The following is a 21,522-nucleotide window of genomic DNA, read 5'->3' as shown; positions in this document are numbered from 1 at the left end:
TAAAGCTTATTTAGATTATATTGAAAGTGCAGTTTCTCATGGAAAGATTAAAAAAGCAATTACAAACCTTAAGCGAATTGGTAATGTTTGAGCATACCATTTTTAGTGCAAGTTTTATTGTGATTGCTATGATTGTATCATCAAACGCATTTTATGATAGCGGATTTTTTGGGTTTAAAACGCTTTTTTTATGTGCTTTTGCCCTGATTACTGCGCGTAATTTTGCGATGGCTTTTAATCGGCTTTGTGATAGAGATATAGATTCTACAAATGAGCGGACAAAAAATCGCCCAAGTGTTGATGGTCGCTTGAGTCTTCCTGCTTTACTTCTTTTTTGCGTGATAAATGCCGTGCTATTTGTCTTTGTAAGCTATCTTATCAACGATTTGGCTTTTAAGCTATCTTTTCCATTTTTATTTATACTTGGTGTTTATAGTGTGATGAAAAGATTCTCATGTCTTGCACATTTAGTGCTTGGCTTATCGCTTGGACTAGCCCCTATTGCTGGGGATATTGCAGTAAGTGGTGCTGTGCATGTATGGACTATTTTTCTTAGTCTTGGAGTGCTATTTTGGGTGGCTGGATTTGATATTTTATATTCCTTGCAAGATATAGAGCATGATAAAAGACATAATCTCTACTCTATACCTGCACGATTTGGTGCGGAGAATGCGTTGCAAATAGCACGGATTTTTCATATCTTTTCTGTGTTTTTCTGGGGTTTATTCTTGCGTTTTAGCACGACTTATCATCTTGCTATTGTGGGGCTTATTTTATCGGCTTGTATGCTTTTTTATGAGCATGTGATTGTGAGAAAGGATTTTTGTAATATCCCCCGTGCATTTTTTACAACGAATGGATATTTGGGCTTTGTCTTTTTATTTTTCATTATTTTAGATAGCATAGTGAGGTTTTAGTATGGATTTAGAAACACGCTTGGTTGATGCGAGTTTGCGGATAGAGTTACAAGTCCTTGATGATTCTATAGAGTTGGAGGCTATCAAGGAATATGAAGTCATTACGCAATTACATGCAAACTCTATTGATAAGTGGCTATCTTCACTCAAGGCAAAAAGCGGTGATTGTAAATGCGGTGGTGGCACGGCTATACTTGGTGAAATGCTAGTGCATATTTATAAGAAGTTAGAGCATCTTGAGAATCTTATAACAGATTCTCACGAAAAATACATTCCCTTGCAGCATAGCATTCATACCAAGCAGTTAGGACATGGGGCTATTATTCTAGATTCTACAATGCTAGATTCTGCATCACTTGAGATAGAAAAGCAGTATTATGTGCGACTTTTTTTGCCTGTGTTTCCAGTGCGATGTGTGCCTTTATTTGCTATCGCAAAAGATACACAAATTTTACAGATAAAAAAGATGGCAGATAGAGACTTGAAAGATTATGATAGCTATATTGTAAGTATTGAGCGAGAAATGCTTAAAGCACGAAAAACACAGAATCTATAATAATGAAAGGGGCTATATGAATATTACAAATGCAATGAATCTTAGCTATGAAATGATGAGTGTCATTATGGCGGGATTATTTATTCTTATGATTATTATTGTGCTACTTTATATCTCACTGAAAGAAAAAGAGAGTGCAAAAAAGTTTGTGCGACTAGAGGCTTCTATCGAAGATGTGTATAAAGAGATTTATAAGATTCAAAAATGGATTATGGAAAATGAAAAACGCACACTTGAGGCAAAACCAAACACAGAAGCCTTTAAGGCAATGGCAGATTTAAAAGCAGATATTTTATCATTGCAGCATGGCTTACAAAGTGATAGGGAATATTTTGAAGATAAGATTCTAGTATTAGAAGAGAGATTGCGAAGTTTAGGGCATTTTAATGCCCCATCGCAACAAAGAAATGAAAAGCAGATTCTAGATCTTTTTAAAAATGGCTATACAATCGATGCAATTTCTAAGGAATTGCGTATTACAAAAAGTGAAGTAGAATTTGTATTGAAACTATCGGAGCTACATAAGGGAGAGATAGCATGAGTTATATGCCACCAAAGGAAAAGGCGATGAATAAAAACACATTTATAATCGCTATTAGTCTCTTTACATGCGTAATAGTTGCCTCTAACTATTTTGTAAGCTTTACAATCGGTAGCGTACATATCCCTTTCATTGATATTACGCTTAATCTAAGTCATGTTACCTATGGGGCATTAACCTATCCGCTTTCATTTCTAATTATGGATATATTGAGTGAAAAGCATGGTAGAAAAGATGTATTAAAAGCGCTTCGCTATGGACTTTTAATCGCATTTTTACCATCTTGTGCGATTGCCTTTATCTCAAATGAGCCACACCTTGCTTTGCGTATCGCGATAGCGAGTGTGAGCGCCTTTTTTGTAGCACAATTTTTAGATGTTGTGATATTTTATAGATTAAAGCAGAGATTCCCTAGTCTTTGGTGGTTTCGCAATGGTGTGAGTGCGTGTATGGCACAATGTATTGATACCTTTGTATTTTTTCATATCGCATTTTTGGGGATTCTGCCTTATTATGATGTGTTTATGCTATTTTTATTTGATTATGGGATTAAATCGCTTGTGAATCTACTTGATATTCCCATCTTTTATCTTATTGCGATTAAAACTTATAAAAAAGTGCGTTATATTGGGAAGTAGTGGTATATGGAATATTTTGATTTTTTTTCAGAGCTTCATCCTTGTTCTTACTTTGAAAATAAAGAAAGTCAATTTCGATATTTAGGTATTAAGGATTGCACGCCATATTTCTATCAAGGCTTACTTGAGCGTGGGTATCGCCGCTTTGGTGAGTATTTCTTCGTGCCACAATGCCCTAATTGTAAGGAATGTATTACGATACGACAACTTGTAGATGAGTTTCAAATAAGCCCCAACATGAAGCGGATTCTAAAAAAAAATAGCGATACTATCATACAGATAAGACGACCTTTAACAAATGATGCAAGAGTGTGCTTATATGTGAAATATCACACAAAAATGATGCGTAAAAAAAACTGGAGTATGAATAATATCGATATGTCTCGTTATACAAATTCATTTGTTGCCGGGAGTGAATACTTTGGCTATGAAATGTGTCTGTATCGCGATGGTAGGCTTATTGGCGTGAGTTATTTTGACATTGTGCTTAGCTCCATGAGTGCAAATTACTTTTTTTACGATCATGATTACGAAAAGCTAAGTCTAGGCACACTAAATATTATCTTACTATTAAATCTTGCTAAAAAGCTAAATCTCAAATATTTCTATCCGGGATATTGGATAAAAAATCATAAATCCATGGGCTATAAAGAGAGATATAAACCTTTTGAAGCCTTGCTAAATGAAGCCGACTTTTTTGATAGGACATATTGGAAGAGATATGATTGAGAAAATTTTATAAAAGTCTATTCCATGCTATTTATATCCAAAAACTTCTTTTGCTTTTTGTATAGCAAGAAGAATTTCTTCTTTTATTGCATTTGCATGAGAACATGGGTATATCATATTCTCTCATAATTACTATGTTTTTGTTTTTGGAATGATAAATTTAGGTGTTCTGTATATCACATTAATTTTACAAATCTTACCACATGAAGTAAGGCTGATTAAACCCAATGGGAATCCCAATTTGTTTGCAATCTTATACTTCTTATGCGTATAATTTTATCACAAACACATTTTATAGTATCATATTATAAAAATTTGTAAAAATTTATACATAGGCATTTTATGTTATCCTACATTTTTAAGAGAATCTTTTTAGTTATACCTACCTTGCTTGGTATTATCACGCTTAATTTTTTCATCATTCAGTTAGCACCCGGTGGTCCTGTGGAACAAATGAGTGCAAAACTTACAAACACCCTGCAAGGTGAGAGTAATGCTGGGAGTATAAGGCTATCAAGCTATCAAGGTGCAAAGGGGCTTGATTCTGCTCTCATTACGCAATTAAAGGAAATGTATGGCTTTGATAAGCCTATTTTGGAGAGATTTTTTATCATGTTACAAAATTATATGCGATTTGATTTTGGAGAGAGTTTTTATAGAGAATCTCGTGTGATTGATATTATTAAAGAAAAGCTGCCTGTATCAATCACACTTGGAATCTTTAGCACACTCATTATCTATCTTATAAGCATTCCGCTTGGCATTATTAAAGCGTTATATAACAATAGCCCATTTGATACTTTTACTAGTGTTTGCATTACGCTATTGTATTCTATCCCGCCGTTTTTATTTGCTATTTTGCTGATTGTCCTATTTGCTGGGGGGAGTTTTTGGGATATGTTTCCACTGAAAGATTTAGTTAGTCAAAATTTTCATGAGATGGGCTTGTGGGATAAGATAAAAGATCTTTTATGGCATATTACTCTGCCGCTTATTTGCATTTGTGTTGGCGGGTTTGCAAGTCTTACTTTACTTGTTAAAAACTCATTTCTTGATGAGATAAATAAGGGTTATGTGCTGCTTGCAAGAAGTAAGGGGGCAAGCAATATGCGTGTGCTGTATCTGCATATATTTCGCAATGCTATGCTACTACTTATTACGCTTTTTCCTGCTACTTTTATTGGTATGTTTTTTAGCTCTAATCTGTTGATAGAGATTATTTTTAATCTCGATGGGCTTGGGCTGCTTGGCTATGACAGCGTGATTACTAGAGATTATCCTGTTGTATTTGGCACACTTTTTATTTTTACGCTTATTGGCTTATTTGCAAATATCATTGGCGACTTGCTTTATATGGTTGTTGATCCGCGTATAGATTTTGATAGGGCGTAGATTCTAAAAGGATAATAATGCAGTATTTTATCTATCAAGAAAACACAGCACAATCTAAGGAAGAGATAATTTTTGAATGCAAAGGCTCAAAGTTTATAGCCTTGCTTTTCCCACTTAATATAGCTACAAATACAACTCTAGATTCTAATCAAATATTAAGAAATGAAATATTAGCAAAGCTTCAAGCCGCACATAAAAAAGCAGTGCATTTTGTATGGGCATTTAGAATCTTAAATGAATATCAGCAAATAATAGAGGGCAGTAGTGATGATGGCGAACCTAAAGGAAGTGCTGGAGTGCCTATGCTTGAAGTCTTGCGTGGTAAAGGTTTAATCAATATCTTTTGTGTTTGCATACGCTATTTTGGTGGCACAAAGCTTGGTGTGGGAGGACTAGTGAGAGCATATACACAAGCGACATTGCAAACTATCACATCGCTTGAAAATCTAGGACAAATCCTGCCCTATCAAGCTAAAGATACCATAAGCATTCATGTAAAAAGCAGTGCGTATAATAAAATCCTGCATTTAGCTACACAGCACAAACTTGAAGTGATTGATAGAGAGTTTCTACAAACTAGCATTACACTGCAACTACAAGGGAGTGCTACAAATTTAGAAAATTTTTCAAAAGAGTATAAGAATCTTTATTATGATAGATTCTAGTAAGACTAAGATTCTATAAAAAAATCTTAATTTTACGGATTACTTTAATTGGTATGAACACATAGATTAAGGCTTTATTGATAAACAAGAAAAGCAAGGGATATTGCATTAAGATTCTATAAAATGGATTTTTAGTTAAAAAACTTAGCGTGTAAAAAATGTTTTATTAGTTTAAATAATATTTTACAAAAAAGATTCTATTAAACAAGTTTTCTATATAGCAAGATTCTATAATTTAAACGGATAAAAAAACATGAAACACAGAATCCTTAAAGGGTTATTACTCATAACTCTTCGATATTTCTGCAAAAATAGATTCTACATTCTTAATATAATCACTACTCATAGGGTTAATAAGAATGACTTTAGCCCCCATAGTCTTTGCAAGTGTTGCTATATCCTTATTATTACTTTCAGCAAAGACTTTTTTAATCCCTGCTTTTTTACCAAAGTCAGCAAGACTTAGAATCTCTTTCATGCCATAGGTTTTTCCATGTTGCTCTAGGGCATGCTCTATTAATCCATATTCAGCAGCCGCTTCATCAAATAATGGGTGAAAGACTATGAAGTCTTTATGTGGCATTTTCTCTAAATGCGATTTTATTTTCTGTTCTAATGCTTCTAATGCATGGTATATTTCCTTTGCATTTTCAGTGTAGAAACTTGCATTTTGCGGATCTTTTGAAGCTAATGCAATGGTAATAATGTTTGTAATCTCTCTGGCATTCTCGATACTAAGCCATAGGTGCATTTGATCCTTTTTGTTTAAGTCTTCATGCAGCATTACAATCTCTAGTGTATTTTGCTGCTTATTTGCTTTTAGAATCTTTGGTAGCCATATATTTTCAAAAGGCATGCCTATACCGATAAATATATCGCTATTTGCTAGAGTTTGCATGTCTTTAAAGCTTGGCTCGTAAGTCTCTGCATTTTTATTTTGTGGCACGATGATGTGAATATCTGCCCTAGATTTTGCAATCCCTTGCACGAAAAACGAGAGTGGCGGGATACTCACACTTACTTGTAATTTCTTTGCGTATAAAAGATGACACACGCTACACATTGTGATAATAACAATTAAAAACTTTTTCATACATAACCCCTAGACTTTCTACATGAATGGAATCTGCTATAATACTACAAAAATTAAAGATTCACACATAAAGACGGAGATTTACATGAATATAGCAATCACTGGGGGTGGCACAGGCGGACATTTAGCAATCGCAAGAGCATTGGGCGAAGAGTGCAAGAAGCAGGGCATCACTACACTCTATATAGGTGGGACAAAAGGGCAGGATAAGCAGTGGTTTGATAATGAAAGCACACCTTTTACACATACTGCATTTTTAGATTCTACACCGGTGGTTAATCAAAGCTTTTTTGGTAAATGGAGTGCGTTAGCAAAAAATATTACAGAATCTTTGAGCGCAAAAAAGCTTTTAAAAGAACATAATATTAATGCGTGTATTAGTGTCGGTGGATTTAGTGCTGCAACTGGGAGTTTTGGGGCGATTTTTAGCAGGATTCCATTTTTTATACACGAGCAAAATGCGTGTATGGGATCGCTAAATAAGCTTTTAAAGCCATTTGCAAAAAGCTTTTTCTCAAGCTTTGAGTATCCTAATGTTACCCTTACGCCTTATCCTATTAATAGTGATTTTTTCATTAAGCAAAGAGAGAGAGATACGCTTAAAACTATCGCCTTTTTTGGTGGTTCCCAAGGTGCAAAAGCGATTAATGAACTAGCATTAAATCTTGCCCCCTTACTTAAAGAGAAAAATATAAAAATCCTGCATCAAGCAGGAAAAATAGATTATGAAAACACATATAAAGCCTATGTTGAAAAGGGCTTCAATTTAGCAGATTCTATGCAGGATTTTAAAAGTGGTGAGAAAGATATATTTGTGTTTGATTTTAGCAGGGATATGGCAGAGCTTATGAATATGGCTGATTTTTGCATTAGTCGTGCTGGGGCTTCAAGTCTTTGGGAGCTTGTGAGCAATGGTTTGCCCACACTTTTTATACCCTATCCATATGCAGCAAAAAATCATCAATATTTTAATGCAAAAAGCCTTATTGATAAAGATTTAGCACTGCTTTACACACAAGATGAAATTTCACGCATTGCTATAAATGATTTAGCACAAAAAATCACACAAATAAATCTTTCTACTATCTCAAAGTCGCTTATCACAATGGCACAGCAAAATGGTGCTGAATGTATCATTAATCACATAAAGCAATATCTTAAGAATTAGAATCTTATAACAAATAAAAGCTTTGTAATTTTAAGTTATAATCTCACGCATTAAAAAATATTAATATTTTGGAGTTTATAACTATGACAAAAAAGCAAATAAGTGCGGTAGCATTATTTAGTGGTGGATTAGATTCTATGATTTCTATGCAGTTGCTACACGAGCAAGGCATTAAGGTATATGCACTCAATTTTAACATAGGCTTTGGCAGCAATAAGGATAAAAGTGAGTATTTTTATAACGCAGCTAAGCAAGTTGGGGCAGAACTCATACAGATAAATATCGCAAAGCAGTTTTTTGACAACATTCTATTTAAACCGCAATATGGCTATGGGAAGTATTTTAATCCATGTATTGACTGCCATGCAAATATGTTTTCACACGCATTTGTGAAAATGGTAGAGCTTAAAGCAGACTTTGCCATTAGTGGTGAAGTATTGGGACAGAGACCAAAAAGTCAAAGAAAAGAGGCAATGGATCAAGTAAAAAAGCTTGTAAGAAAAATCGGGGAAAATCCCCTATATGATTCTATCCTAAGTCGAGATGGAAGTGATTCGAGTAAGCCAAAAACACTTGATGAGTTAATCCTTCGCCCTATGAGTGCCAAACTCATGCCAGAAACCTTTCCTGAAAAAATGGGCTGGGTTGATAGAGAGAAATTGCTTGATGTAAGTGGCAGGGGCAGACAAAGACAGCTTGACTTACTCAAAAAATATGGGTGGAAATATCATGAAAAGCCCGGTGGCGGTTGTCTTTTAACAGATACTTCAGTCGCCCTAAAGATTAAGGATATGCAAGCCCATAGAAAAGTGGTATTTGAAGATGTCGCATTATTTAAAATCGGTCGCTACATGGTGCTAGAAAATGGCACAAGGTGCGTTATCTCACGCAATGAAGAAGAGGGCAGAAAGCTTGACATAGAGCATGAATTTATGGATAAAATAGAATTACAAGATATACAAGGACCTATGGCGTTAGTGGAGAAAAACGCACATAAAGATGATAGAATCTTAGCTGCAAGAATCGTGCTTGGCTATGCTAAAACAGAGCTTGGTAAGTCGTATAATGTGCGTATTGGCGATGAGGTTTTAACGCTTATGCCTTATGCAAAAGAAGATGCAAGTAAGTTTTTACTTTTACAATCCTAACTTAAGGGGGCAACATGGTCTCGTATGTGTTTTATGATGATACAGATTGTGGCGGTATTGTGTATCATGCAAATTATCTTGTCTTTTGTGAGCGGGCGCGCTCTTTACTTTTTTTTGAAAAAGGTATGCTTCCACATAATACAAAACATGGCTTTGTAGTCAAAGAGATAGAATCTAGCTTTATAAAAACACTACATTTAGGCGATAAATATAAAGTCCAAACCACACCTTTAGAGATAAAAAACGCCTCAATCACACTAAAACAAGAAATATATAGAATCGCTACATGTAATACTGCACTAAACACACAAGAGCTAGTCTTTAGCCTAAAAGTAAAACTCGCACATATTGACATTCATACAAAAAAGCCATGCAAAATTGCAGATTCCATGCAAGATGTTGCTAGGTTTTTTACTTGTGAGTGATTCTATACATAAGATTTATGTGATGCTTTAGAATCTTAGATTACATACTTAATCATGCTGGTATTTATAATTTACTGAGTTTCTCTCTTATAGCTTTAAAATATCTCTTCTCTTTTACATAAACACCTACTTCATATAAGATTCAAATATGTTTTCAATCTTTATAATAATTTCTATGTAAAATGCAAAATTAAGTCATAAAATTTAGATTACATATTGTGTTTGTTACTTTTTGTATCTATGGGAAAATGCCTTATTATGCGTTATTATGTGATTTTTTGCGTAAAAAATACAATTTTTATGCAAAAAATTTAAATTACATATTGTATTTTTAAATTTTTATGTCATAATTTCAGCATAACATTACAAAAAGGAAACACAATGGCTAATATTTTAGGATTTCCACGAGTTGGACAAAATAGAGAGTTAAAAAAGGCGTTGGAGAGCTTTTGGAGTGGCAAAAGCACACAAAGCGATTTAGAATCTGTGGCAAAGGCATTGCGAGAAAAGCACTGGGCGGAGCAAAAGGATTTGGATTTTGTATGTGTGAATGACTTTAGCTTGTATGATAATGTGCTAGATTTAGCATACTCGTTAAATGCAAAACCAGAGCGATTTAAGGATTTAAGCGGGTTAGAAGGCTATTTTGCAATGGCAAGAGGGCATAAAAGCGGTGTAGCCTGTGAGATGACAAAGTGGTTTAATACAAACTACCACTATGTCGTGCCAGAGCTAAGTGAAGATGATAACTACAAAGCAGATATTAGCAATATTAAAGCCTATTATAATGAAGCAAAAACGCTTGGCTATCGCCCTAAAATCTCACTTATTGGGCTTTTTACATTCTTTGGACTAAGTAAGATTGCAAATGGGAATCCTACCGCGATTTTTAATAAGCTAAAAGCGGCGTATTTGGATCTAATAAAAGAAATTGCAAAGCTAGATTCTCAAGTCGTTGTGGAGTTTAGTGAGCCGCTTTTTGTGCGTGGGCTAAATAGAGAGATTTTTAGTGGCATTGATATAGAATCTGAAGTGCTAAATGTTTATAACGCCATTGCAGATAGCGGCATACAGGCGATTGTAAGCACATTTTTTGAGCATAGCAATGAGCTTACAAAAATACTTGTAAAGTCAAAAGTTGCAGGGCTTGGGCTTGACTTTATCTATGGAGAGAAAAATAAAGAGAGTTTAGAGATTATCGCACAGAGTGATAAGATTCTCTACGCGGGGGTTGTTGATGGGCGAAATATTTGGGTAGCAGATATTGAATCTAAGCTGAAGCTTTTAGAATCTATTAGTAGCATTGTGCCAAAAGATAGGGTTGTGATAAGCTCTTCTTGCTCACTTTTGCACCTGCCTTTTAGTAAAGAGGGAGAAAATAAGATTGAAAAAGAGATTTTATCGTGGCTAAGCTTTGCTAGAGAAAAAATTACTGAAATTTATGCGATAGAAAAGGCGTATAGAGGGAGCTTAGATTCTGCTACGCAAAGCTTTTTAGACCAAAACAAAGCCATAAATCAATCCCGCAAAAGCTCTAGCAAAACGCATAATACAGCTATACGCCAAAGGGTAGAATCTTATAGTATAAAAGAGCGAAGTCTGCCTTTTAAAGAACGCATTAAGATTCAAAAAGAAGCTTTTCACTTCCCACTTTTGCCAACCACAACGATCGGCTCATTCCCCCAAACTAGCGAAATAAGGGCATTGCGTCTAGGCTATAAAAAGGGCGAGATAAATAAGACAGAGTATGAAAAGGGCATAAAGGCGTATATTAAGGATTGTGTGGAATTTCAAGATTCTATTGGGCTTGATGTGTTGGTGCACGGGGAGCCGGAGCGAAATGATATGGTGGAGTATTTTGGAGAGCAGTTAAGCGGCTTTGTGTTTAGCGCAAATGCGTGGGTGCAAAGCTATGGTAGCCGCTGTGTGAAGCCCCCTATCATTTATGGCGATGTGGAGCGACCAAAGGCTATGACTATTGAGTGGATAACTTACGCGCAAAGTTTGACACAAAAAGTGATGAAAGGAATGCTAACTGGTCCTGTAACGATTTTGAATTGGAGCTTTGTGCGTGATGACTTGAGTAGAAAGGAAGTCTGTGAGCAGTTGGCTTTGTGTATTGCTGATGAGATTGATGACTTGCAAAAGGCTGGGATTAAAGTCATTCAAGTTGATGAAGCAGCATTTAAAGAGGGCTATCCTTTGAGGGCTGAAAATATCAAGGGCTATGAATCTTGGGCGTTGTCGTGCTTTAAAACTTCAGTGGCGATTGCTACGCCAAAGACGCAGATTCACACGCATATGTGTTATAGCGAGTTTAATGACATTATTAAAACCATTGAAGCCCTTGATGCCGATGTGATTAGCATTGAGACTGCACGAAGTGGCAATGAGCTGCTAAAAGTCTTTAAGAAAGTAGGCTATACAAATGAAGTGGGACCGGGCGTATATGACATACATAGCCCTAGAATCCCAAGTGTTGAAGAGCTAGTAGAGCAAATTAAAGCTCTGCTTGAAGTGCTGCCAAAAGAGCAGTTATGGATAAATCCAGATTGTGGGCTAAAGACTAGGAAATGGGAAGAGGTGAAGCCGAGTCTTAAAAATATAGTAGAGGCGGTAAAGCAAGTAAGGGGCTAAGGGGGCATTCAGCTTGCACTGCTATTTCGGCGGAGTCTTCAAAAATCGCTCAATCACTTACCTTTAGTAAGCTCAATCGCGATTTTTTTGACAACCACCAAACTAGCAGCACAATCTTAGAATGCCGAGTTTTTAGTGGTTTGTCTTTGGGTAGTCATTCGTGCGATTTTGAAAATTTAGAGGCAGTCATTACCTGTTAGGTAACTCCTACCTCTAAATCCCCAAAAAACACACAAAGCAATACCGCAAATACTAGAATTGTGGATTCTAAAAACCCAGAATCTTGTGTCGATTCTGCCCCTTGTCATTTTGAGCCTTTGAAAAAGGCGAAAAATCTAAAAGCCTAGAATCTCACGCAGATTCTATATTTTTTGTCATTTTGAGCCGTAGGCAAAAAATCTTTTATAGAACCAAAAACAAAGATACTTCAGCTAACGCTTCAGCACGACAAAAACACACAGATTCTAGCCATTGATGCTAGGCAGGAGTTACCTAATGGGTAATGACTGCCCTAAAAAACACAAAATCTAGCAAATGTTAGCACAAGGGCGAATCTTTACACACAAAAAAGGATAGAAAATGTTAGACCAACTCATCACTAAACTTCACAGCAACCAAGCATTTTTAAGCGTAGAAGTCTCGCCAAGCCTTAGCTCTACAATCGGGCAAAGCGTAATAGATGAGTTAAAATCTTTAAAACAAGCAGATTGTTTTGTTTGCACAGATTCTCCACTTGCACGGCTTAAACCCTCTTCGATTCTAACTTCCATTAAGCTACAAAATGCCCTAAAAAAACCCGTGATTTGCACATTTTCAATGCGAGATAGAAACTCCATTGCTTTGTGTGGCGATATTTTGGGGGCAAATGAGTTTGGACTGCGCTCCTTTTTAAGCCTTAGTGGCGATGGGGTGAAAAATGGCGATTGTGTGGGGGCTAAGGGCGTGTTTGAGGAAAGCTCTTTAAAGCTAGGCAGGATTATAGATGGGCTAAATCAAGGCATAGCCGCAAATGGCAAGGTGCTAAAGGATAGCGTGGAGACAATCTATAATTTTTCAGTCATTAATTCCTATGCCAACAACACAGAATCTTTAAAAAAGAAAATGCTAAAAAAGTTGAGTAATTCCGCGGTGCAAGGGCTTTTCACACAGCCTGTATTCTCACTTGAAGCCGCAAGGTTTTTACTTGAGAGTATGGAATCTATAAATAAAGAGCTAGGGCAAAATTGTGTGATGATTCTAGGATTTTTCCCTGTGCTAAGTTATAAGGTGGCGTTATTTTTGCGGGATAAACTGCCCGGCGTGTATATCCCAAATGAATGGGTGCAAAAGCTAGAAAAGGCGAGTATTAAAGGCAAAGAAGTTGAGCGAAAAATCGGCTTAGAGCTTTCAAACAAGCTTTTTAAGGATTTACAAACATTGCATAATAAATTCCACTTTATGAGTGCGAATAAACCGAGTTTGCTAAGGGAGTTTGTGTAAAGATTTGCCTTTTACCTAACTTGTCTTTCAAAATTAGGGTCATGTCAGCACTACCGCCAAACTAATTGCTAGAAATCGCATAAGCTTTGCCATCTTACTCTTGTTGCTTTCTGTATCTATCAACAAGTTTGTGAAGCAATAAGTCTTTCTTTATGTATTTGCCTTTGTTGCTAGAAAAAATGTTAAGCTTTTTGCTACATATCTGGATTGCCATGCTTACTATCGCTTGTATCTGCACAGATTATTATTGCCATTTCATACAAGGCTTTATTGCTTGTATATATTTGTTTGTGCATTATTTTTTCATATCGTATAATGTCGCATTGGAATATAATATTGTAAGGCAAGATTTCACATAAAAAATGATTTTCTACGCGTTATTGGTATATAAAGGGACATGTATAATTTACGCTTATAAAATAAAGCTTTTAAAAATAATCATGTAGCCAAAAAAGGCAAAGGAAGAAATGCTATCAATTAAAGCAAAGTATGCTAAAATTAGCCACGCGATAATTAGCTTACACGATAAAACACAAACAAAAGGATTAAATATGAAAACTTATGATTTTAAAGCAATTTTTATGCAGACTTTGCATGATGAAGGTAATGCACTTTTAGCGTATAGTGGGGATTTGGGCGATTTAGATTCTATTATTAAGCTTATAATAAGTATGAAAGGTAAGCTCGTGCTTATAGGGGTAGGCAAAAGTGGGCTAGTCGCACAAAAAATTTCAGCGACACTCTCAAGCACAGGCACACCAAGCATTTTTTTGCATCCCACAGAAGCTATGCATGGTGATTTAGGCGTATTGCAAAAAGATGATTGCGTGTTGGCGATTAGTTATAGTGGTGAGAGCGAGGAGATTGTAGCGATTTTGCCACATATTAGACGCATGGGGTTGCCTATCATTACTATGTCAAAGTCAAAAAAGTCGCGCATGTCTATGCTTGGCGATTATTTTCTGCCCTTAATTATAGAAAGGGAAGCATGTCCTTTGCAAACTGCCCCCACGACTTCCACCACGCTTACACTTGCCTTAGGCGACTCTCTTGCTGTGTGTCTTATGAGGGCTAGGGGCTTTAGTAAGAGTGATTTTGCAAGTTTTCATCCCGGTGGGAGTTTGGGTCGTATGCTTTTTATCAAAGTGAGCGATATTATGCAGACGCAGAATCTCCCCTTGCTTGATACTGCGATGAGTTTGCGTGATGCGATTAGTGTTATGACAAATGGGCGTTTAGGAAATGCATTTTTTGTAGATTCTAATCATAAATTGCTTGGTGTGCTGAGTGATGGCGATTTAAGACGAGCTATGTTTGATAAGGATTTTAGCTTAGAATCTAGTGCTTTTTCTTATGCTACAAAAAATCCAAAAGCACTTTATGATAGCGGTATGCTTGCATTTGATGCTTTAAAAATTATTGAAGATTCTAAGATTCAGATATTACCTATTTTAACACAAGAGGGTGTGCTGGAGGGTGTTATTCATATGCATGATTTAATCCAAGCTGGGTTTTGTAAATAGTATTGTATTTTGATAAAAATGTCATATAATACTATATGAATACTCAAACATAATCAATCCTTTTCAATATCTGTTAATTATTTTTCAAATATTATACTTAGCCATTTTTCGATCTTTTGTTTGATTGTATATATTATTTATGTGTGAATCGGCATATATACATAAACATTACAAGGTAATCCATTAATCCAAGTCAATGTGTATTGGATATGTTACATATAAGGAATTGTATATATAGGCACATATTAAGCGACTTTTTTTGAGTTTAAAAAAGACTAGCTTATTGGTGTTTGCAGTTATATAGCAAGAAGCAAACTGCACCTTACAACAGTTATCTTGAGTCCTAATAAGCCTAAAACATAATTGTTTATCACATTTTTCCATATTTTCTAAGCATTAGTCCAAATATACCTGTGAGCTATATTTACCATACAAGAATACTTTTTTAATACAAATAAAAACCTAAAATATAATATTGTCCGCTTCTTTTAGACGCTCTTGTTGTTCTATTTGCTCATAATTAATGCGTGAAGTATCTGTATAGTAGATGATTTCATCGCCAATTCTTTGTTGATACACGCCACTTGGTGTTCTAAAACTTCTTTGCATACCCGGATTAATCTCTAAGGCTTTTTGCATAAAGTCAGCAAAAACTGGTGCAGAAATATTTCCCCCATACGCACCACCGCCAATTGGCATATTATCATCTCTACCATACCACACTATTGCTTGCAAATCGGGCGTATAGCCGCAAAACCATACATCTCTAGATTGATTTGAAGTTCCAGTTTTTCCTGCAATTTGTAAGCCATTCACTTTGGCACGATAACCTGTGCCTTTTTGCACGGTGTTTCGCAAAATAGATGTAATTAAAAATGCTTGCTGTGGTGTAGTAACACTCTGCTGGGTGGTTTGAAACAAGATCTCTTTTCCTTGCGGATCTATAATCTTTGCAACCACATAAGGCTTTACAATCGTGCCTCCATTTGAAAAAAGACTATATTGCATAGCAGCTTTCATGGGCGATAACGAAAGGCTTCCAAGCACAACGGTTAAATCCTTTGGAAAGTTTTCAAAACCAAAAGATTCTAATCCTGCATATAACGCATTTTCGGTAATCTTTAACGCGGTATCAATGGCAGGGATATTTAATGACTTTTCAAGTGCAGTCTGCATGGTAACAGGTCCTAAAAATTTATGCGTGTCATTATTTGGTTGCCATAGCTTAGAGCCGCCGCCAAACCTTTTTGGAGAATCGATGACAATCTCAGCAGGTGAATAACCTTTATCAAACGCAAGTTGATATACAAAAGGTTTCATGGTGCTACCAAACTGCCTATTTGTTTGGGTGGCACGATTGAATGAACTTTTATTATGATTTATGCCGCCAACCATTGCTAAAACTTCACCTGTGTGTGGATTTGTAACAACAATTGCTCCATTTAGCGTTGTGGCACTTTGTTCCTTTAGCTCATCTATGTCAGAATCTGTTAGTTTTGGTTTTTTTTGCCAACTTCTTACATTCTGCTCTCGCTCTATGATTCTGTATTGAATATTTTCATATCCTTTGAGCAGGGCTTCTCGTGCAGCCTCTTGATAGTCAAGATCGATGGTTAGATAGATCTTGTATCCACCCGATTTTAAATCCTTAATATCAGCCAACTCACGCAACGCTTCATCAACTACATAGGGGGCTTTATTCTGCGTTAGTGTTTGATTATATACCTTTGGGACTTCTTTTACTGCTTGATGAAATTCAGCTTGTGAGATCCAACCAAGCTCATACATACGCTTGAGTATGGCATTTGCACGATTAAGTGAGTTTTTTAAATGCTTTGTCGGATCGTATTTTACTGGAGATTTTGGTAAGCCAACAAGCATCGCAATCTCTTTTAGCGTTAGCTCATTAAGACTCTTTTTAAAATAGCCAAGTGCCGCAGTCTTTATACCATAGTATCCATGCCCTAGAAAGATATAATTAAGATATCTTTCTAGTATCTCTTCCTTAGTTAATACCTGTTCAGCACGAATGGATAGCAAAAACTCTTTTAGCTTTCTATCTAGCGTTCTATCGCTTGTTAAAAGCATATTTTTCACAAGCTGCTGAGTAAGTGTGCTGCCCCCCTCCATGTAGCGCATATTTACCACATTTTTAAAAACAGCACGCATAATCGCATCAAAATTCACACCATCATGCTCAAAAAACATCGTATCTTCAACCGCTAGTAACGCTTCTATAATGCGACCGGGTATCTCATCATATTTCACATAGAATCTATACTCTTCATCAAAGAGATTAGCAACTAAACGACCTTTAGAATCAAATACTTGCGTAACTTCATTTGGATGATAGTCGATCATCGCATGTACTTGTGGCGATAACTCTTTGTAAAGCTGGTATCCATAATAGCCCACTACACACATTATAACCGCAGATAATGCGAGAAAAACATAAAAAAATATGCTAAAAACTCTAAAAACACCCTTAGTTTTTTTCGGCGTTTCATATATATCATCAAGCTGTGCTGCTGCCATTATCCCTAATCCCAAATATTTTTAGATTCTAAAATACCATTCCGACAGCAAAAAACATAATGAAAATATTTTTACATTACTTGCTATCATGTAAAAAATCCTAGTATATTTTTACATTCTAAGCATGCTATTTAGAATCATTGCAATAGCTAAAAGGGTCCAATATATACTAAAGACAATATGCTACCCATGTTTATCTTAGAATCTAAATAAGCTTTCCCTACAAACTGCATTTATTGCCAAACAAAAGTCAAAGTAAAAGCTAACTACCTAGAATCTAAAGCAATATAAAGAGATTCTTAAACATACTCATAAACTCTTGTTGCATGTCTAAAAATTGCTTACAATGTAAAAACCTAACAATAGAAATTATTTACTCTTTTTCTTTAAAGTTCGCAATGTTGAAGCTGCAACTTTAATGCGGATAGAAGTGCCATCTTCAAGCTTCAAACGCATACTTCTAAGGTTTGGGAGACTTCTTTTTTTAGTCTTATTATTCGCATGGCTCACATTGCAACCAACCATAACGCCTTTTCCAGTAATATCACATCTTCGTGCCATAAAATATCCTTGTTATTAAAAATAAAGCTTTGATTGTATCTTATAAAGACTTATATACGGCTTAAATTATGCGCTTTTCTTACTCTTTTTTAACTCTTTTTCAAATTTCTTTCGTTTTAGTAAAGGTAGTTTATCTACAAATAAGATTCCATTTAAATGATCCATTTCATGCTGCAAGGCAACTGCCATAAAGTCATTAAATATATTTTCATGCGTAACACCAAATCTATCTTGATATTTGACTTTTATTTGACTAAAACGACTGACTTCTTCATAGAATCCGGGCACAGATAAACAGCCCTCATTCCATAGAATCTCACCTTCAGCATGTAAAATAACAGGATTAATAATCTCAAGCAAATCCTCTTTATACTGCGTATTATCCTCTTCTCTTGGTATATTAATAATTAGCACCCGCAGGGGCTTTGCTACTTGTATCGCGGCTAATCCCACACCATTATACTCCATCATAGTCTCATACATAGAATCTAAAAACTCATGCAATGCGTTATCAAAAACTTGAACTTCTTTTGAAATCGTGCGTAATATTTTATTTGGATAATGAATAACTTCTAAAACCATAAAAATACTCCAAATGCAAACTAAAAACAACATTTTATCCAAAAATAGCTTACAAGTAAATGTAAAAATAGATTCAATATGTAACTTTTGGTAGCTATAATATCGCTTTATTTTTACAACCGGAGTAATTATGATTGATACGCATATCCATCTTGATTCTAAAGATTTTAGCAGTGATTTAGCCCAAGTGCTAGAGAGAGCAAAAATAAATAATGTAGAATCTTTTATAATACCCGCTGCCTCCTTTCATACGCTAAAGGACGCACAAAGCATTGCAAATACGCATGATAATATCTATTATGCAGTGGGAATCCACCCCTGCCACGCTGATGAAATGTATCTAGATACCACAAGCAAAACCTTAAATAATCATGTTTTAGAATCCTTGCAAGATTCCATAAATTCGCCAAAATGCAAAGCCATTGGGGAATGCGGACTTGACTTTTATCACATTGAAAAAGATGATACAAATGCAATAGATATGCAAATGCAAGTTTTTCATACACAAATAGAATGGGCGATCAAATATGACTTGCCCTTAATCTTGCATGTAAGAGATTCTAAAGATAGTTATGAAGCAAGCAAGGAAGTCGCTAAGATTCTAACGCATTATATACAAAGGGGCGATAAGATTCGCGGTGTGTTTCATTGTTACAACGCATGTGAAGAGTTGCTTAAATTTAGAGAATCTTTTTACTATGGGATAGGGGGCATTATCACTTTTAAGAATGCACATGACCTGCTTTCTGTAACGCCAAAGATTCCATTATCAAAAATAGTGTTAGAAACTGATGCCCCATATCTTGCCCCCACACCACACAGAGGAAAAAGAAATGAGTCAAGCTTTCTCATACATATAGCAGAAAAGCTTAGTGAAGTCCTAAATACCAATACCAATGAGACTATAAGACAAACTACAAGTAATGCGAAAATGCTGTTTGGAATCTAGTTTTCATTAAATCACAACAAATGGTGCAATGCCATAACACTTCTGCAATTACAACCCCAAATTCTCTGCAATCAACTCTAATGGGTGTTTAAAACTCACACCAACATTATTTCTAGCCATAGAATCATCTATTTGCATACGACACGCACCGCATTCTGCACTTACGATTTCTGCTCCACTTTGCTTAATATTTAACGCCTTTTTATCGCCTACTGATTTTGCAAGATCATATCTCTCACTCTGGATTGTAACCCCGCCAAAGCCACAGCATACATTGCAGTCTTTCATCTCTTTTAGCTTAAAATTTTGCAAAAGTTTTCGTGGCTCTTGATAGATTTTTAGCACCTTTCTAGCATGGCATGGGTCATGATAGGTTATGCTTCTCTCTTCTTTTTTAGAATCTTTTAGTAGCTCATTTAGTTGCGTTCTATCATGCAGCCATTTGCTTGCCATATAGGTCTTTTTCTCTAGAATCTTTAGCTTTTCAATGTACTCACTATTATCGATACCATGTGCTTCACTCTCAATCTCTAAGGCATTGCCCCAATCATGCAAAAGCATAGCCGCACAAGTCGCCTCTGGCACTAGCAGGGCTTCTAAGTCATCAAGCAAGGGCAGAAGATAGTTTAGATTTTTTTTAATAAGCTTTGTGGTATTGCAAATATCACCACTAAAAAATGCAGGCGCACCACAGCACTCCTGCCCCTTTGGCACAAGGGTATCAATGCCCAGTCTATCTAGAATCTTTAATAAACTCACACCAACATTTTTGTAGTTATAATTACTCAAACAACCAATGTAAATGCCTACTTTGCGTTTTTTATCACTTGAGTTTTGCTTTGATTCTATAAGTCCATTATGCGTCTGCAAAAAACTTTTTGCATGAAATGGCATGATAGTCCTATCGCCTATTTTTGGGAGTTTGAAACGCATTTTTTTAAAGCCATTTTGCGTTTTAAAAAGGCATGGATTAAAGTAATAGCCCATTGAAAAGACTATATTTAGCACACTTCTTTTGCCAAGCAGATAAAACATGATTTTTTTATACAGCGGGATTCCATACTTTTTAGCAATATCTACACGAGTTCTTTGTATCACCACATCAACAGGCAGGTGCATGGGACATTGCTCCACGCAGCTTGTGCAAAGAAAGCATGATTCTATAGAATCTTTTAGCTGCTTATCAAGTAGTAATCGCCCTTTTGCATAGGCATTTGCTAGGTCGAGATAGCCACGCGGAGAAGTTATCTCATCTCTATTTACACCATAAATGGTGCATGTTGGGACACATTTAGCACATTTGACGCAACTCAAGGCACTTTTTTCTAAAATACTTGGGTGTTTTATTTGTGTAGTGGTTTGATTAAGTTTTGTTATCTCATTTTGACTTGACACATGCTTCCTTTATATTTAATGCGTGGATTCTAAAATATTTTAGTTAATGTGTTATTTGGGTGGGGAAATATTAGTTGGAATTTATGGTTATTTGAATGTTTGTTGTTTGGTAATCTCTTGCAATATTTCCCAAAGCTAGCATTAAAGCGTAATTGCTATTTGGTATAATCACCATTATAAACTTAAGGGAACAAAAATGAGCTACAAAAATCGTATAGAATCCATTATAAAAGAGTTAAATCAAGGTGTGTATGAAAAAGACCAAGCTATAAAGCTTGTATTGCTTTCATTTCTAAGTGGTAAATCAGCCTTTTTGTATGGACCGCCCGGCACAGCAAAGAGTCTTATTGCAAGGCGAGTGGCATTAGCCTTTGATATGGAAACTAAAAATCAAAACAAAAGCCCAAGTAATGATGAAGGCTATATAAGCACGAATAATTTTAAAAATTTAGATTCTAAAAAAGCAGATTCTAACACTTTCTTTGCTTATTTAATGAATCGCTTCAGCACACCAGAAGAAATCTTTGGTCCAATCGACATAGCAGAGTTAAAGAAAAATCGCCTTACACGAAGCACACAAGGCTATCTA

20 protein-coding genes and 1 pseudogene are annotated in these 21,522 nt (G+C 35.7%); 15 read left to right on the top strand and 6 right to left on the bottom strand.

Annotated elements, in window-relative coordinates; all coding sequences use genetic code 11:
- The first annotated feature begins 38 nt into the window (after positions 1-38).
- The 7 genes from mqnP to T368_RS0104720 all read left to right on the top strand — a co-directional run bounded on the left by mqnP (position 39) and on the right by T368_RS0104720 (position 5,438).
- Positions 39-917: a menaquinone biosynthesis prenyltransferase MqnP gene (gene mqnP, locus T368_RS0104755; protein ID WP_004087754.1), complete on the top strand. Its 879-nt coding sequence runs from the start codon at positions 39-41 to the stop codon at positions 915-917.
- Position 918: 1 nt separating this feature from the next.
- On the top strand, positions 919-1,473 hold the full coding sequence (locus T368_RS0104750) for a hypothetical protein (protein WP_004087755.1): 555 nt from the start codon (positions 919-921) through the stop codon (positions 1,471-1,473).
- Positions 1,474-1,489: 16 nt separating this feature from the next.
- Positions 1,490-2,014, top strand: a complete 525-nt coding sequence (locus T368_RS0104745) for a hypothetical protein (protein WP_004087756.1) — start codon at positions 1,490-1,492, stop codon at positions 2,012-2,014.
- Complete coding sequence (locus T368_RS0104740) at positions 2,011-2,652, top strand: queuosine precursor transporter (RefSeq protein WP_004087757.1); 642 nt, start codon at positions 2,011-2,013, stop codon at positions 2,650-2,652. The genes T368_RS0104745 and T368_RS0104740 overlap by 4 nt, the downstream gene beginning before the upstream one ends.
- Positions 2,653-2,658: 6 nt before the next feature.
- Positions 2,659-3,381 carry an arginyltransferase gene (locus T368_RS0104735; protein WP_004087759.1) on the top strand — a complete coding sequence of 241 codons (723 nt, stop codon included), beginning with the start codon at positions 2,659-2,661 and terminating at the stop codon, positions 3,379-3,381.
- 342 nt (positions 3,382-3,723) lie between these two features.
- Positions 3,724-4,773, top strand: coding sequence for a microcin C ABC transporter permease YejB (gene yejB, locus T368_RS0104725; RefSeq protein ID WP_004087762.1), 1,050 nt, complete (start codon positions 3,724-3,726; stop codon positions 4,771-4,773).
- A 17-nt stretch (positions 4,774-4,790) separates the two neighbouring features.
- On the top strand, positions 4,791-5,438 hold the full coding sequence (locus tag T368_RS0104720; RefSeq protein ID WP_004087763.1) for an IMPACT family protein: 648 nt from the start codon (positions 4,791-4,793) through the stop codon (positions 5,436-5,438).
- Between the two features lie 280 nt (positions 5,439-5,718).
- On the opposite strand, the gene T368_RS0104715 is transcribed toward T368_RS0104720, so the two are convergent.
- Positions 5,719-6,531, bottom strand: coding sequence for a metal ABC transporter solute-binding protein, Zn/Mn family (locus tag T368_RS0104715; protein WP_004087765.1), 813 nt, complete (start codon positions 6,529-6,531; stop codon positions 5,719-5,721).
- 85 nt (positions 6,532-6,616) lie between these two features.
- Here T368_RS0104715 and T368_RS0104710 point away from each other — a divergent pair, with 85 nt between their 5' ends.
- The 4 genes from T368_RS0104710 to metE all read left to right on the top strand — a co-directional run bounded on the left by T368_RS0104710 (position 6,617) and on the right by metE (position 11,909).
- Positions 6,617-7,699, top strand: coding sequence for a UDP-N-acetylglucosamine--N-acetylmuramyl-(pentapeptide) pyrophosphoryl-undecaprenol N-acetylglucosamine transferase (locus T368_RS0104710; RefSeq protein WP_004087766.1), 1,083 nt, complete (start codon positions 6,617-6,619; stop codon positions 7,697-7,699).
- Positions 7,700-7,782: 83 nt separating this feature from the next.
- Positions 7,783-8,847 (top strand): 7-cyano-7-deazaguanine synthase, encoded by a 1,065-nt coding sequence (locus T368_RS0104705; protein WP_004087769.1) that lies wholly within the window; start codon positions 7,783-7,785, stop codon positions 8,845-8,847.
- A 14-nt stretch (positions 8,848-8,861) separates the two neighbouring features.
- Positions 8,862-9,272, top strand: a complete 411-nt coding sequence (locus T368_RS0104700) for an acyl-CoA thioesterase (RefSeq protein WP_004087770.1) — start codon at positions 8,862-8,864, stop codon at positions 9,270-9,272.
- Positions 9,273-9,653: 381 nt separating this feature from the next.
- Positions 9,654-11,909: a 5-methyltetrahydropteroyltriglutamate--homocysteine S-methyltransferase gene (gene metE, locus T368_RS0104695; protein ID WP_004087771.1), complete on the top strand. Its 2,256-nt coding sequence runs from the start codon at positions 9,654-9,656 to the stop codon at positions 11,907-11,909.
- 176 nt (positions 11,910-12,085) lie between these two features.
- On the opposite strand, the gene T368_RS17085 is transcribed toward metE, so the two are convergent.
- Positions 12,086-12,217, bottom strand: a complete 132-nt coding sequence (locus T368_RS17085; protein ID WP_268902585.1) for a hypothetical protein — start codon at positions 12,215-12,217, stop codon at positions 12,086-12,088.
- A gap of 271 nt (positions 12,218-12,488) precedes the next feature.
- Between T368_RS17085 and T368_RS0104690 the strand changes: the two genes are divergently transcribed.
- Positions 12,489-13,388 carry a methylenetetrahydrofolate reductase gene (locus T368_RS0104690; RefSeq protein WP_004087772.1) on the top strand — a complete coding sequence of 300 codons (900 nt, stop codon included), beginning with the start codon at positions 12,489-12,491 and terminating at the stop codon, positions 13,386-13,388.
- Between the two features lie 551 nt (positions 13,389-13,939).
- Entirely contained in the window at positions 13,940-14,911 is a 972-nt protein-coding gene (locus T368_RS0104680) for a KpsF/GutQ family sugar-phosphate isomerase (protein WP_027338329.1), read from the top strand.
- A 462-nt stretch (positions 14,912-15,373) separates the two neighbouring features.
- Here T368_RS0104680 and T368_RS13270 read toward each other — a convergent pair whose 3' ends face one another.
- The 3 genes from T368_RS13270 to def form a co-directional block, all read right to left on the bottom strand.
- Positions 15,374-17,335 carry a penicillin-binding protein 1A gene (locus T368_RS13270; protein WP_372446132.1) on the bottom strand — a complete coding sequence of 654 codons (1,962 nt, stop codon included), beginning with the start codon at positions 17,333-17,335 and terminating at the stop codon, positions 15,374-15,376.
- 480 nt (positions 17,336-17,815) lie between these two features.
- On the bottom strand, positions 17,816-18,007 hold the full coding sequence (gene rpmB / locus T368_RS0104670) for a 50S ribosomal protein L28 (RefSeq protein ID WP_004087777.1): 192 nt from the start codon (positions 18,005-18,007) through the stop codon (positions 17,816-17,818).
- Between the two features lie 66 nt (positions 18,008-18,073).
- The gene (def, locus tag T368_RS0104665; RefSeq protein ID WP_004087779.1) at positions 18,074-18,589 is read right to left on the bottom strand and encodes a peptide deformylase; all 516 of its coding nucleotides are present in this window, start codon (positions 18,587-18,589) and stop codon (positions 18,074-18,076) included.
- Positions 18,590-18,719: 130 nt separating this feature from the next.
- On the opposite strand from def, the gene T368_RS0104660 reads away from it, so the two are divergent.
- The gene (locus T368_RS0104660) at positions 18,720-19,538 is read left to right on the top strand and encodes a TatD family hydrolase (RefSeq protein WP_004087781.1); all 819 of its coding nucleotides are present in this window, start codon (positions 18,720-18,722) and stop codon (positions 19,536-19,538) included.
- Positions 19,539-19,586: 48 nt separating this feature from the next.
- Here T368_RS0104660 and T368_RS0104655 read toward each other — a convergent pair whose 3' ends face one another.
- Positions 19,587-20,933, bottom strand: coding sequence for a (Fe-S)-binding protein (locus T368_RS0104655; protein ID WP_004087786.1), 1,347 nt, complete (start codon positions 20,931-20,933; stop codon positions 19,587-19,589).
- A gap of 196 nt (positions 20,934-21,129) precedes the next feature.
- On the opposite strand from T368_RS0104655, the pseudogene T368_RS0104650 reads away from it, so the two are divergent.
- Positions 21,130-21,522: pseudogene (locus T368_RS0104650) on the top strand (AAA family ATPase); the annotation flags it as partial.

It is taken from the genome of Helicobacter bilis ATCC 51630, assembly GCF_000686565.1.
Classification (GTDB): domain Bacteria; phylum Campylobacterota; class Campylobacteria; order Campylobacterales; family Helicobacteraceae; genus Helicobacter_A; species Helicobacter_A bilis.
This window is presented reverse-complemented; position numbering and strand designations above follow the sequence as displayed.

What these genes read in the sequence shown, in the direction of transcription:
- mqnP (WP_004087754.1), top strand. Translation starts at nt 39, where the DNA reads ATGGAAAGATTAAAAAAGCAATTACAAACCTTAAGCGAATTGGTAATG.
- T368_RS0104660 (WP_004087781.1), top strand. Translation starts at nt 18,720, where the DNA reads ATGATTGATACGCATATCCATCTTGATTCTAAAGATTTTAGCAGTGAT.
- T368_RS0104740 (WP_004087757.1), top strand. Translation starts at nt 2,011, where the DNA reads ATGAGTTATATGCCACCAAAGGAAAAGGCGATGAATAAAAACACATTT.
- T368_RS13270 (WP_372446132.1), bottom strand. Translation starts at nt 17,335, where the DNA reads ATGTGTGTAGTGGGCTATTATGGATACCAGCTTTACAAAGAGTTATCG.
- yejB (WP_004087762.1), top strand. Translation starts at nt 3,724, where the DNA reads ATGTTATCCTACATTTTTAAGAGAATCTTTTTAGTTATACCTACCTTG.
- T368_RS0104720 (WP_004087763.1), top strand. Translation starts at nt 4,791, where the DNA reads ATGCAGTATTTTATCTATCAAGAAAACACAGCACAATCTAAGGAAGAG.
- T368_RS0104680 (WP_027338329.1), top strand. Translation starts at nt 13,940, where the DNA reads ATGAAAACTTATGATTTTAAAGCAATTTTTATGCAGACTTTGCATGAT.
- T368_RS0104745 (WP_004087756.1), top strand. Translation starts at nt 1,490, where the DNA reads ATGAATATTACAAATGCAATGAATCTTAGCTATGAAATGATGAGTGTC.
- metE (WP_004087771.1), top strand. Translation starts at nt 9,654, where the DNA reads ATGGCTAATATTTTAGGATTTCCACGAGTTGGACAAAATAGAGAGTTA.
- rpmB (WP_004087777.1), bottom strand. Translation starts at nt 18,007, where the DNA reads ATGGCACGAAGATGTGATATTACTGGAAAAGGCGTTATGGTTGGTTGC.
- T368_RS0104735 (WP_004087759.1), top strand. Translation starts at nt 2,659, where the DNA reads ATGGAATATTTTGATTTTTTTTCAGAGCTTCATCCTTGTTCTTACTTT.
- def (WP_004087779.1), bottom strand. Translation starts at nt 18,589, where the DNA reads ATGGTTTTAGAAGTTATTCATTATCCAAATAAAATATTACGCACGATT.
- T368_RS0104705 (WP_004087769.1), top strand. Translation starts at nt 7,783, where the DNA reads ATGACAAAAAAGCAAATAAGTGCGGTAGCATTATTTAGTGGTGGATTA.
- T368_RS0104750 (WP_004087755.1), top strand. Translation starts at nt 919, where the DNA reads ATGGATTTAGAAACACGCTTGGTTGATGCGAGTTTGCGGATAGAGTTA.
- T368_RS0104715 (WP_004087765.1), bottom strand. Translation starts at nt 6,531, where the DNA reads ATGAAAAAGTTTTTAATTGTTATTATCACAATGTGTAGCGTGTGTCAT.
- T368_RS0104700 (WP_004087770.1), top strand. Translation starts at nt 8,862, where the DNA reads ATGGTCTCGTATGTGTTTTATGATGATACAGATTGTGGCGGTATTGTG.
- T368_RS0104710 (WP_004087766.1), top strand. Translation starts at nt 6,617, where the DNA reads ATGAATATAGCAATCACTGGGGGTGGCACAGGCGGACATTTAGCAATC.
- T368_RS0104690 (WP_004087772.1), top strand. Translation starts at nt 12,489, where the DNA reads ATGTTAGACCAACTCATCACTAAACTTCACAGCAACCAAGCATTTTTA.
- T368_RS17085 (WP_268902585.1), bottom strand. Translation starts at nt 12,217, where the DNA reads ATGACAAGGGGCAGAATCGACACAAGATTCTGGGTTTTTAGAATCCAC.